Source organism: Bacillus thuringiensis, assembly GCF_001595725.1.
GTDB lineage: Bacteria > Bacillota > Bacilli > Bacillales > Bacillaceae_G > Bacillus_A > Bacillus_A thuringiensis_K.
Map to the genome: position 1 here is coordinate 1 of NZ_CP014288.1, position 12,487 is coordinate 12,487.

Genomic DNA, 12,487 nt, shown 5'->3' on the forward strand with positions numbered 1-12,487 from the left:
GACTCCCTGAGCGTTACTTCGGGGTGTTCCACCCCTAGATGTCTAACGCATGGTCGCTCTTTTGGTATGGTTCATATTTTACGCAGGAACCGAATGGCTTGGTTTTCGCACTCTATTTTCTTCCTGTAATCTTCTATATCAAGTTATCGAAGAACTTCATATAGCTAGTTTATCAAAATTTTTTGGCTAGGCTAAACCGAAATTCATCTCCCACCTACCGTTGGGCTATGCCCTTCACACGCTTGAGGAAGGAGAATTTTTTCGGGGAATACGTTAAATATGAAATACATCTAGGACATTATCTTTTTCTTCTTTATTAATTTCATGGAGAAAAGTCAACATTTAAAGTGATTTGAATGTAAACTAAATTCAAAGTTTTACATTGGAACTTTTTATTATTAGTTGTATAAAATAGTGTGAGATTAAAAGTGTATTAAGATGAATAATGGTATTTTTTTTCAGATAAAAAGCCTAGTACTACTAGGCTTTTTGTTTATGTAAAATATTTATTTGAATTCTCCACATGTTAACATTTTTTGGAATTAAACATATAATGCAATGAGCATTTATAATATAATCTTGATCGATAAAAAAACACAGCGATTTTTGTGGTTTTTTATTTATTATTTTCATATTTATATATATAAATAATTAGATGTTATATATAAAATATTTTCTTTAATATGGGCTTATATAAGATGGGAATTAGCGGATACATACATATGCCCTATTACATACCTATATTTTATGTCTTGTTTTATACAATATAAATTTTATGAGAAAGAAGGTTTAAAAATATGTATCAAGATTTTAATTCATATTTACCTTTGTATAGAGAGGATACTTATGAATATGATGGTTGTTTAGAACATGAATGTTTGGATAATGAATATCGTGCAACAGATTATAGTTTTTATGTTGGGCAAACAATTGCAGCTCCAGCAAATACACGATATTTTTCCATGGGAACTCCTATATTTATACAGAGGACTTTTGGTCATGGTCAAAATCAAAATGTAGAGGTAATATATCAAAGTCCTTTTGGTTTAAGTACTGTGATTATTTCTGCAATAGAGCTTGATGGTTTTTCTGGAGGTTCATTTCCTTGCCCTAGCCAAAATCGTCCAACACTTCGCATAGGCAGCACTGGACATTGGGTTGTAAAACTTCAAGAATTTCTTCAGAAGTTTGGTTATTATTCAGGAAGAATTGATGGTCAATTTGGTCCTGTAACTGATCGAGCAGTAAGGAATTATCAAAGCAATCGTAGACTTCTTCCAGATGGAATTGTTGGTCCGAAAACTTGGTGTCAGCTTGAACAAGACGGTTTTTCTGGAGGTTCAGGTCCAATCCCTCCCTCTTGCCCTAGCCAAAATCGTCCAACACTTCGCATAGGCAGCACTGGACATTGGGTTGTAGAGCTTCAAAAGTTTCTTCAGAGAACGGGATATTATTTAGGAAGAATTGATGGTCAATTTGGTCCTGTAACTGATCGAGCAGTAAGAAATTATCAAGGAGATCATAGACTTTTGGTAGATGGAATTGTCGGTCCAAAAACTTGGTGTCAGCTTGAGCAAGACGGTTTTATGATTCAAAGAGAAGAAATTTGCCCTAGCCAAAATCGTCCAACGCTTTCGATAGATAGTACTGGACATTTGGTTCAAGAACTTCAAGAATTCCTTCAGAGTATTGGATATTATCCAGGAAGAATTGATGGTCGATTTGGTTCTGTAACTGATCGAGCAGTAAGGCAATATCAAAGAGATCGTGGGCTTTTTGTAGATGGACGTGTCGGTCCAAAAACTTGGTGTCAGCTTGAAAAAGATGGTTTTGGTCCAGTTTGCCCTAGCCAAAATCGTCCAATACTTCGCATAGGCAGCACTGGATATTTGGTTCAAGAACTTCAAGAATTCCTTCGGAATATTGGATATTATTCAGGAAGAATTGATGGTCAATTTGGTCGTGTAACTGAGCAAGCAGTAAGAAATTACCAAAGAGATCGTGGGCTTGTGGCAGATGGAATTGTTGGTTCAAAAACTTGGTGCCAGCTTGAGAAAGATGGTTTTAGGTAAAAGGATTTTGTTGGGTGTGTTTTAAAGTTTATATATTATTTTAAGAGCCTTATTTATAGGCTCTTTTTTGTATAGTTATAATAAATTTGAGAAACATTATATTTAGTAATTAAAAGGGGTGAGATAAATAATGAATAAAAAGAAAGCATTATTATGTTTGTTAGTGTTTATATTCAGTTATTTTCATTTTGAAAGCTATTCTTATGCCAATATTAATGTTTCGAAAATAAGTAGAGCTGTTTTAAATATTAAAGATATTTCTGGTTTTAATTATAAGGTTTATTTTTTTGCTCCTGAAGAAATTAAGAGTGATTATTATTTTTGTGGTGGAGGTGATGATAAAGTATATGTAGGGGATTATACTTTTGCGATTCAGAAACAAGGTCAGAAAAAAATTAATATGACACCTATTATATTAAAAGGATTTCCTTATAATGAAACCCAAAAATCGGTTTTTTCTATAAAATCAAAATTATATCCTGATCTAATTACAGTTTCACTTGAAATTGATTGCAATACAAAAGTTGGATACTTATATTATGTAAGTAAAGGGGAATTGGTACCATTAAATAGTTCTTTAAATTATGTTTTTCCACCGAGATTTAATCAAAAGAATCAGATAGAAACAATGAATTATAATAATACCGAAGATTTTCCTTGGGTCTTAAGTACTTATGGATTAGATTTAAAAAGTAATTCTTTAAAATTTATAAGTAACAAGTCTTTTTCTTTTAAACAAGGTCAAAAGATGATTGAGAATTGGTAGTTTTATTATGAGTTTATATTGAACTTTATAAGCAATAATTATATTAGAGATTTATAATGAAAAAGAATTATCTGCTTGGTAAATAAAATCTGGTTTTTTATTTAAAAAAGATAAGATATGAAATTGATCTATAAAAGGTATAATTTTATTTATTTGATTTATATTTTATGATGTTTTAAATATGAAATACATCAAGTATATTATCTTTTTCTTCTTTATTGATTCCGATATATTTTAGTGTAATTTGTGGTGTGCTGTGATTAAGTATGTCTTGCAACATAGCAACATCTTTTGTTTGTTTGTAGAACCAATAGCCGAAGGTTTTGCGCATGGTATGAGTCCCTATAGATTCTATACCCGCGAAATCTCCGGCTTTTTGTAATTGTCGATAGGCCTGGATCTTACTAATGGGTTGATTTCCTTTTCGAGAAGGAAATAACCAGTTATTTTCTAGAGTTTGGGCATAGGAATAGACTTCATAAAAAATAGAAGTTAGGTTAATCATGCGTTCTCTTTTTGTTTTTCCTTCTTTGATTTTAAATTCTTTTCTCTTTTTTTGTCTTAGTTTTACTATGGTTTGTGTTTCAAGTTGGAGTAGATCACTTACACGTAGTCCGGTATGAATGCCAACAAGAAAGAGAATATAGTCTCGCTCGGAACAATGACGTTTGAGAGCCCATTTCATATCTTCGATCTGTTCTTTGCTACGGATGGGTTGGACATCAATAAGATGTTGTTTTTTGTTCATGTATTTATGACCTCTTTATTTACAGTGTTTTGAATGTATACTTTTGTTATGTATTTTGAGAATATCAGGAGAATTGTTGAGAAGTCAATGTTTAAGGCGAAATGAATGTAAACTAATATTTATAAGTTTACATTGGAACTTTTTATTATTAGTTGTATAAAATAGTGTGAAATTAAAAGTGTATTAAGGTGAAAAAAGGTATTTTTTTTCAGACAAAAAGCTTAGTTTTTACTAGGCTTTTTGTTTAATTTATTCATATTCCATTAAAGAAACTCCTTTCGATTAAAAAACAATTAGTTTATATATATAAACTAATTGTTTATAAGATTTCATGAGAATAAAAGATAAATTACTAAGTTGCACAGAACTTTTATATAAATAAAAAAACCCTCATGTTATAATTGAAAGCGACCAAGCAAATCAATTAGAGAAGAGGGGTTTTTATTGTATATATTCATTTTTAATTACTATAAGAATCATAGCATAAAATGTTTCTCATCTCTAGTTGTAAATGTTAGAAAAGAGGAGAAACATTATGACGAAAATAGTCAATATAGGACATTCTGAAAAAAAATCACGAGTAAGAGAGAATAAAGTTGAAGATTTTTTAGAACAAGCTAATATAGGTTTGTCAGCTGAGCAGCAGCAAGTCTTACTACAGATTCTACATAGTACAACAGGTAACGATTATTTCATTGGTAAGAAGAAAAAACGAACTGATGGGGTGAAGTTCGTGCAAATGATAACAGAGAATATTGATTATTTATGTGAGATTGGTTATTTAACTCAACCAGAGAAAGCTTTTTTATTTGAGCTTTCAAGATTCTTAGAGTTTAAATCAAATGTTGTTGTTGAAAAGAATGATGAGGAAATTAAGCCGAATGCGGCTTCTCCAAGTTATTTAGCTAAAAAATTAGGAAAAACAAGAACTTCTATTTCTAAGATTATGAATGATTTACTTGTTAAAGGGATTTTAGGGGTTGCAGAAACTGGGATAACTACTGAAGATGGACGATCTTGTTCTTCTCGTACTTGGTTTGTTAACCCTAATATATTATGTAATGCACCAAAAGATGATATTGATAGAGCTACACAACAAATATTTGCAAAATCATTAAGAAACATTCAACTTGAAGGAAGCAAAAAAAAGCATAAATTGCCGATATATTTATTTTAAAAAAAGTGTAATTAACTATTGCACTTTTTTTTTTTTTTTTTTGTTAAAAAATAGGTGTTAAAAAAAATTAACACAGGTGTTAATTTTTTTTAACACCCCGAACACTTTAAACCCTTGATATTACTGGTTTTTTGCATTTTCTCTATCTCACTCTATATATAGGGCTAAAAGTTCCGCAAGGAACAGGTAGTATTTTTAAGCAAAGATCACTTAAAAATCTCCACCTTTGCTAGAAAAAAGTCGCCTCGTTAATCCTCGGCTAAAGTCGAAGACTTTTCTTTTTTCTAACATCCTTGCCAAACTTTTTTTGGCTCGTTTGCTTCCATCGCCAAGCCGATACACTCAAAAGTGGGATGTAGGCATATCGGCTTGAGTTACTCATTATACGAGCCAAACCGCTTGATCTAACGTTCTATAATTCGTTCTTACTCTTTTTTTAGATACGCAATACGTGGGGTCTCCCCACACCCCGGCCAACCTCTACCTCAAAAGTAGGGAGAAAACAAAAAAACACTTACGATAAGTAAGTGTTTACTGTGGGAGTGGTTTCTCTCGTTGAGATTCATAGGAATCGTTGAAATTTAAACGTCTAAATAGATTTGTATTTCGGATTTTGATGTTTTTTGGATCAATCATAGATTGCCATGGTTGTAAGTTCTTTTTATTTTCTCTAAGTTTAGTAATTCTACTTATAATATTGTTTAATTCACGTTCATGATCTTGGTTCATCACAATAAAGGTAAAGCTTGTTATTACTGTTGGGAAACAAATCTTTAATAAAAATTCAATATGATAGATATCTGAGATTAGATTATTAATTGTGATATAAGATGTTCCTGGTATCGGGATAATATTTGCTACGATTCGTAAAGATTCTCTTTGATCATTAATAAGTAATTTAAGAGAACAACGTGTAGTAAGGATTTTAAAGAGTTCATCGATAAATGTAATGAGTACGTGAAGTTGAGTATCGGGTGTCTCTTCATTGATGAACCACAATCCTCTATTTTCTTTTTTCGTTTTTATCAGAAAGTCTGTTACAAAGTCCATATCAAGATTTTTAGGTATTTTGTTGTTTGGGAAGTATTCTCCAAAGTAACATGTATCTTTTTCTTGTATTGGGTTAATTGGGAAAAAGGGTTCTGTATGTAATAGATAATAATGCTCGTGAGAACAAAGTAATGCGGTTAATAATATTGGATCTGTATATTGTTTATTTAATTCTAGATAGTCTTCCATACGAGTAAAATGGCGGAAGAGTACATTCTCTCCAGGTGCAATTGGTAGTACCTTTTTTTCTTGGCCAAAATAATAGTAAGCTCGATAAGATAAATAAATATATTCCGCACCATAAAAAGATTTAGAACCAATTAATAGTTTATCTTCTAATTCTTTTAATTTTGCGTATCCAAGTGTTCTAGATTTATTTTTTTTGCCTTTTTGGTAACCAAATAGATCTAGGAACTGTGATTTTAACATGTAGGGCTGATGATGGAGCATAAATGTAAATAGATTATGATAATGCTTCATGATGAATAAATGTAATTCATCACTTAATTTTCTCTTATGTGGATCTTCCTGAATTTCATGTAAGTTTAAGATATAGGGTGAATTCGTATTATCCATAATTTCATGTACTGTATAAAAAGTATGTGGAACAATAAATGTTGGTTGTATTGCCATGTTTTTTCCTCCTATAGTTGTTCATATCCGGATAAAAATGTTTTTGCAAATTCTTGTTTTTGTTGAATATCAATTTCTTTGTAATTACGTGTTGTCACCTCTATGGCAATGTAACCGCTATGCGCTTCACTATAGACGGCCCCATCGGGCGTTGGCTGGAATTTTCCTTGTGGATGGGACTCTACTATTCTTTTTTTGAAATCGTTGTATCTGAGGTCTTTTTGAGCTTCTGAATGCAATTGTTTTTCTGTTTTCCATGTTTTTCTTGTTTCTTTTGGTAGAGAGATGTATTTTTCAGAGAGACGAATATCATGTTTAGCGTTATTTATACCGGTTTTATATTGATACTCTTTTCCCTCTTTCTTAAACTTTTCTATCCCTTTTTCCCCTAAAACAATTTTTCCTGTACGTTCTTCTAAATATCCGCTATGACAAAGTTTTTTTAGACGATCTCCTTTGATGTTATATTCTCTTTCCATTTGTTCTCTGGTAGCTGTTCCAGTTTTCCAAAGCATATCCATGCCTTCAATTTCTTTTGTTTTTAGAATCCTTATATGTTTCCGTGGCGCGGCCATAGGGATGCCTCCTGTCTTTGCTATATTTGTGCATTTAATTATTTGGGAATCCATAGCGAAGCTATGTGTCTTCGCTATGTGTACATTTACACATGTTCACATCGTTCGTTTTTTATTAAATAAACATTTGTTTAAAAATGTTTATTTAATTTCATTCAAAAAAGCGAAAGCTGACTTTGAATGAACCAATCTAATAGCAAAGCTATAGATTGGAAAATACAAAATGTGATGCGAAGCATGACATTTTGATCAAACAAATAAAAATGCCGGAAGGCGATTTTATTTGTCTTTTTCTAAGAGGCGTGAGCTGATTTAGAAAAAGAATCTGGACAGATGCGAAGCATTCTGTCCAGGAAGTCCCGCAGGGCAAAATACGCCTGAAGACCATTCACTCGGCTTGCCGAGCTTGTTTTTGGTTCAAGCGCAGCGAGAATCAAAAATGAATGCGTCTGACCGCAGGCATGGAAAAGCGTTAGCTTTTATCATGCCAAGGCAGGCGTATTTTGCCCTGCTTGAATCTTACAGGACGAAGGACGGTAAGATGATTCGTCAGATGCTCTTGATCTTCCCGGTTTAAAGCCGTTAAGGCGATAAACCGGGCTCCCCGGAGGGGAGAATATGTACTTGATTCTATGTGATACCACATAGAATCAAGTACATTATACAATATATTAATGTAGATATGAGAGATTTTGTAATAGGAATACAAGGGAGAATAACTAGAGAAGGGTTGATCACTGAGTCCGGAACGTTTATGCCGCGAAAGTCACTTGACCATGAGGGGCACCCTCATGCAAACTCACCAGAGGTGGCCCCAGAAGGGCGGTTTTTGCCCGCTGGGGTTATCTTTGGGAGTTTGAGGGTGTAGAGGCTCATGGTCAAGTGAACCGTGGAATAAAAAGTGTAGGACGGGACCCCAGAAAAGGGTAAAAACCAATGGAGTTATGGGAAATGAAAAGCAAAGATCTAGTAAAGGAAACGAACTGTTTTTTATGATGAATACTTATTCATGGTTGGTTAACATAACGTCCTATTATCGGTAGCAAATACTTTCATAGAATCCTTGTAAATACAAGGATTCTTCTTTTTTGTCTTGTCATCTCTTATACAGGATTTTATACATCGTTGATAGGGCGGGAATCAGTGGCATCCTCTTTACTCTTTTTTTGCATAAAATCTTGTATATAGAAAAAAGATTTTGATGTGGGTATTGGGATGGGATGAGTATTCAATTTTAAAATTTGATCTGTAATAGGAATTATACAAATTGCTTATGTAAAGATTATGGAGATTAATGGTTTGAAAAAAGTAATACGTGAATTATTAGAAAAAAGGGTATATCATCGCTATAGCGAATATATTTTTGAGGTGAGACGCTATGAAGACGCTATATAGTCCCGGCGACGTGGCAGAGCAATTAGGTATTCAATCTAGTACATTACGTAAGTATGCTGATGTACTAGAAAAAGAGGGTTATACTTTTATAAAAAATGAACGTGGCCATAGGAAATATACAGAAAGTGATGTAATGGTGTTTCGTAAGGTTATCAACCTAAAGAATGATACAGACATGACATTAGAAAACGCCACAAAACAAATAGTATCATGGAATCAAGGCGTTGAGGTATTGCCATTAGAGCGACATGAAATTGAGCGCTATGAAGAACCAGATTTTAACGCTACAACGCTACAGATGATGCTTCAAGATCAAAATGAAATCATTGAAAAGCAAAATGAATTACTACAAGAATTAAATAAACGTTTAGTTGAACAAGATCAGCGATTTGCACAAAGAGAATCAGAGTTATTGAGCGCTATACAAACGATACAGGAATCCCAAAGGCTTATAGCGGTGAATACTAGCGAAGACGTAGCGAAGAATCAAAGAAGCGATGAAATGCTTATACAAACAATAAGGGAAGTTCAGGAAGTTAAGAAGATGATTGCAGCAAGTAAAGATAGGAAATGGTATGAGTTTTGGAAATGATTTTTTAAAATTTGTTTAATTATCTCTTGCTACTTCTAAAAAATATAGAAAAATGAATACAAAGGTAAAGCTTAGAGTTATATGGGAATTCTGAGTTTTTTGGGTTATTACTGATAATTTGATTTTATATGAACTAAATTTTAGGAAGAAGGAATAGAAAATGAATAAGAAATGTCCTAATTGTGGTTCTAGAGAAATAGAGGAAGATTTATTAAATGCCCAAGAATGTTTAAAACTTATTAGTACGAATAACCTTTTTAATCAATTTTCAAGAATGGTTGCTGATATTTGTACTGAGTGTGGTAACATTTTATCTATGAAAGTAGAACATCCAGAGTATTTTAGAGTAGATACATAAAAATTATTGATAATACAGATTATGTGGACGAAAAATCCCTTTAGAATAAAGATCTGAAGGGATTTTTTTTCTTTTTTAATTAATGAAATGTGAAAAATAATTGATTTGCTTTAAAAATATTACTTTTTTATTTTATCCGATTTGTACTTGTTGAGTTTGTAATACTTTCAAAGTAAGATCAAGAACAATTTTTTCACGTAATTTGTCAAATTCTTTCTCAGGATATTCATCATAATGTTTATCTTGATATTTATCTTGATATTTATCATAATATCTATCATGATTTTTCTCAGGATATTCATCATATTTCGAATCATGATGAACATCATATGATGAATAATCAAGTTCATAAAATTCTGCACTAATTAATTCACAATATGGTTGTTCATTATAGAAAACATTATTTCCAAAGAAGTATTTGTCTAGACGAGGAACATCATTGTTTTTTGGATTAATAAAACGTGCTTTGTTTTCCGAAGAAAAAGCTATAATTGGTAAGGAAAGGAATTCATCTTCAGTTATATCAGCAAAACCAGAGAATCGAACCTTTGCAATTCGATCATGAAGCACGCCATTGCAGTATTTAGCAGCGTATTCAATATTTTTACGAATATAACCTTCTACAAACAATTTTGCTCTTGTTACTTGGAAAAATCCTGTTTCATTAATTGGTTCATATTCAACAGGTACTAGTTTACATTGTGTTAAAAATACATCTTTTAATACTCTCTTAATTTCCACTGCTGGTGGAGAAAGTGGAATTTCCGCTTCTACAACAATTTGAAGTGTTCTTTCTGTTAATACAACTGGAATTTTAACTCTAGGATTGGTTGTAAGAACGGGTATTGCTTCAGTATCAGTGAGTGGAATTCGTGATTCTGATTTAACTTTACAATTCTTATTTTTACTATATTCTTTTTCACTCAATTTAAAAAGCCTCCTCTTGGTTTATGTTTGAGTGTTTTGACATTACTTTAATATGCTATGGAATGTATTTATTTGTGTGAAGGCTCGTATAATAGTGATTTTTCTCATTTTGAAATAGAAAATAGGTTAAAGTAATAAAATCCATATTTTTCTTATGGAATTTTGCTTAGTATATATTTTCGTTAAAATATTGTTAGACTTTTTTATCTTTAAAAATAGATAGTACTAAATAAAATTTTTTGAACCATTTTGAATTGAAAGCATATATTTATAGTGTGGAACAAGCTTTGGACACTTGTTTTGCACTCATAACTTGATCTTCTTTGAAAGAAAAGGGGGATTTACTAGTAAATCCCCCTTTTTGGATTAAATAGATGTTTATATGTTATTTTTTCTTTTTTTATAAGATTAATATATTTATTTTTGTTTGAAAGAAATAATATGAGTCTATAAGTCTAGTTAATTATATAAAAATCGTTATATTAGAAAATAATTATATAAAGAATAAATAAAAAAGATATTCATTATAAAATGTACCCTATAGAATAGACACTTGAAAAAAGTCTATTCTATAGGGTATTTCTTGTATAATAAAAGGAAAATCGGGATCGGAGAATGTTGAAAATGACAAAAAAACTATTTACAGAAAGAGAAATTCAAATTCTATCAAATAACCTATACGTAAAATCTGTAAGTCAGAAAGGTATCACTTATACAGAGGAATTTAAGCATATTTTTATTGATGAAAATGAAAAAGGAAAGCTACCTCGAAATATTTTTGAAGAATGTGGTTTTGATATAGATATGATTGGAATGAAACGAGTTATGTCATCGGGAAGTAGATGGCGTGCTGCTTATAGAAAAAATGGTGTATTGGGTTTAAGGGATACACGTATCGAAAACGCTGGAAGAACTCTTGAGAGAGAGCTTACGTTAGAAGAAAAGTATGCCCGTTTAGAAGCCGAACGAAACTTACTAAAGGCGGAAAACGAATTGCTAAAAAAAATCAAACTTATGGAAGGGAGGATGAGAAGGAAATAATACTACCACCTAGTCAGAAATTCATCTTGATTCGTTCTGTCATCATGAAATACAACTTAAGGAATATGGTCAGTCATTTGTGTAAAGTAGCTGGTGTATCCCGTTCGGGATACTATAATTACTTTTCAGTTTCATCTCAAGAACAACGGAAACAAAAGAGTGATCGGGATGAAATCTTGAAGGAAATCATATTAAAAGCACTTCGATTTAGAAATAGAAAGAAGGGGGCTCGTCAGATAAAGATGACATTGGCGGGTCAGTTTCAAGTTGTCTACAATTTAAAGCGTATCCGTAGAATTATGAAGAAATACGAGATTATTTGTCCGGTTCGCAAAGCGAATCCTTATAAAAGAATGCTTAAAGCTACAAAAGAACATCGAATAGTACCGAATCAATTAAATCGGGAATTTAAACAAAATACCCCAGGGAAACACTTCTTACAGATATCACCTATTTAGTTTATGGTAAGAATCAAAGGGCCTATTTATCTACAATTTTAGACGGCTCAACTAATGAAATTTTAGCTTACCATGTTTCAGAACAGATGACATTAGAGCTCGTAACGACAACTCTCCATAAACTAAAAAGGAATCCGCGGATTCGATTGACTGAAGGTGCTTATATTCATTCAGATCAAGGATCCACTACACAAGCCCTACCTATCAAAAGCTAGTCAAAAAGCTAAATCTTGGACAATCCATGTCAAGAAGAGGAAACTGTTGGGATAACGCCCCACAAGAATCGTTTTTTGGTCATCTGAAAGATGAAGCTCATATAAAACCTTGCGCGTCCTTTAATGAATTGAAACAAGAGATTAAGAAATATATGACGTATTATAATCATTATAGATATCAATGGAATTTAAAAAAGATGACTCCTGTTGGATACAGAAATCATCTTCTTGATGTTGCCTAACTTTTTTCAAAATGTCCTTTACAAAGGGTACAGATTATTACGAATATCTTTTTTATTTATTCTTTGAGTTGTTTTTCGGAGAGAAAATATATTTGCATTCATGATTTTATTGTATGAAATTACTTTATAAAAGGTTAAATTTAGGACTATTTGATTTAACTATTTTATTGTGTTATGAACTACTCGCCACTTAGCAAAGCTTGAAGTGGGAGCTTCTCAGTTCGAAAGTAACCTTTCG

9 protein-coding genes and 1 pseudogene are annotated in these 12,487 nt (G+C 32.0%); 6 read left to right on the forward strand and 4 right to left on the reverse strand.

What is annotated here, in order from left to right:
- The first annotated feature begins 827 nt into the window (after nt 1-827).
- On the forward strand, nt 828-2,072 hold the full coding sequence (locus AXW78_RS31220; RefSeq protein WP_180986092.1) for a peptidoglycan-binding domain-containing protein: 1,245 nt from the start codon (nt 828-830) through the stop codon (nt 2,070-2,072).
- Nucleotides 2,073-2,202: 130 nt separating this feature from the next.
- The gene (locus AXW78_RS31225; protein ID WP_061885377.1) at nt 2,203-2,838 is read left to right on the forward strand and encodes a hypothetical protein; all 636 of its coding nucleotides are present in this window, start codon (nt 2,203-2,205) and stop codon (nt 2,836-2,838) included.
- A 175-nt stretch (nt 2,839-3,013) separates the two neighbouring features.
- Here the strand turns inward: AXW78_RS31225 and AXW78_RS31230 are convergent, their stop codons facing one another.
- Nucleotides 3,014-3,586, reverse strand: a complete 573-nt coding sequence (locus tag AXW78_RS31230) for a tyrosine-type recombinase/integrase (RefSeq protein ID WP_061885378.1) — start codon at nt 3,584-3,586, stop codon at nt 3,014-3,016.
- Nucleotides 3,587-4,121: 535 nt separating this feature from the next.
- On the opposite strand from AXW78_RS31230, the gene AXW78_RS31235 reads away from it, so the two are divergent.
- Complete coding sequence (locus tag AXW78_RS31235) at nt 4,122-4,763, forward strand: hypothetical protein (RefSeq protein ID WP_000161841.1); 642 nt, start codon at nt 4,122-4,124, stop codon at nt 4,761-4,763.
- A gap of 531 nt (nt 4,764-5,294) precedes the next feature.
- Here the strand turns inward: AXW78_RS31235 and AXW78_RS31240 are convergent.
- Together AXW78_RS31240 and AXW78_RS31245 are read right to left on the reverse strand one after the other, a co-directional pair.
- A complete protein-coding gene (locus tag AXW78_RS31240) occupies nt 5,295-6,446 on the reverse strand; it encodes a hypothetical protein (protein WP_061885379.1) in 1,152 nt (383 codons plus the stop codon).
- Between the two features lie 11 nt (nt 6,447-6,457).
- Nucleotides 6,458-6,961 carry a hypothetical protein gene (locus AXW78_RS31245; RefSeq protein WP_231122498.1) on the reverse strand — a complete coding sequence of 168 codons (504 nt, stop codon included), beginning with the start codon at nt 6,959-6,961 and terminating at the stop codon, nt 6,458-6,460.
- Nucleotides 6,962-8,399: 1,438 nt separating this feature from the next.
- Between AXW78_RS31245 and AXW78_RS31255 the strand changes: the two genes are divergently transcribed.
- Both AXW78_RS31255 and AXW78_RS31260 read left to right on the forward strand, forming a co-directional pair.
- Nucleotides 8,400-9,008: a DUF3967 domain-containing protein gene (locus AXW78_RS31255; protein ID WP_061885382.1), complete on the forward strand. Its 609-nt coding sequence runs from the start codon at nt 8,400-8,402 to the stop codon at nt 9,006-9,008.
- Nucleotides 9,009-9,168: 160 nt separating this feature from the next.
- Entirely contained in the window at nt 9,169-9,366 is a 198-nt protein-coding gene (locus tag AXW78_RS31260) for a hypothetical protein (RefSeq protein WP_001034292.1), read from the forward strand.
- Nucleotides 9,367-9,498: 132 nt separating this feature from the next.
- Here the strand turns inward: AXW78_RS31260 and AXW78_RS31265 are convergent, their stop codons facing one another.
- Nucleotides 9,499-10,293, reverse strand: a complete 795-nt coding sequence (locus AXW78_RS31265) for a CsxC family protein (protein ID WP_046945199.1) — start codon at nt 10,291-10,293, stop codon at nt 9,499-9,501.
- 615 nt (nt 10,294-10,908) lie between these two features.
- On the opposite strand from AXW78_RS31265, the pseudogene AXW78_RS33740 reads away from it, so the two are divergent.
- A pseudogene (locus AXW78_RS33740) lies at nt 10,909-12,249 on the forward strand (IS3 family transposase).
- The last annotated feature ends 238 nt before the right edge of the window (nt 12,250-12,487 follow it).

Excerpts from the sequence above, each read along its gene's own strand:
- AXW78_RS31230 (WP_061885378.1), bottom strand. The coding sequence starts at position 3,586 with ATGAACAAAAAACAACATCTTATTGATGTCCAACCCATCCGTAGCAAA.
- AXW78_RS31240 (WP_061885379.1), bottom strand. The coding sequence starts at position 6,446 with ATGGCAATACAACCAACATTTATTGTTCCACATACTTTTTATACAGTA.
- AXW78_RS31225 (WP_061885377.1), top strand. The coding sequence starts at position 2,203 with ATGAATAAAAAGAAAGCATTATTATGTTTGTTAGTGTTTATATTCAGT.
- AXW78_RS31235 (WP_000161841.1), top strand. The coding sequence starts at position 4,122 with ATGACGAAAATAGTCAATATAGGACATTCTGAAAAAAAATCACGAGTA.
- AXW78_RS31260 (WP_001034292.1), top strand. The coding sequence starts at position 9,169 with ATGAATAAGAAATGTCCTAATTGTGGTTCTAGAGAAATAGAGGAAGAT.
- AXW78_RS31245 (WP_231122498.1), bottom strand. The coding sequence starts at position 6,961 with ATGCTTTGGAAAACTGGAACAGCTACCAGAGAACAAATGGAAAGAGAA.
- AXW78_RS31255 (WP_061885382.1), top strand. The coding sequence starts at position 8,400 with ATGAAGACGCTATATAGTCCCGGCGACGTGGCAGAGCAATTAGGTATT.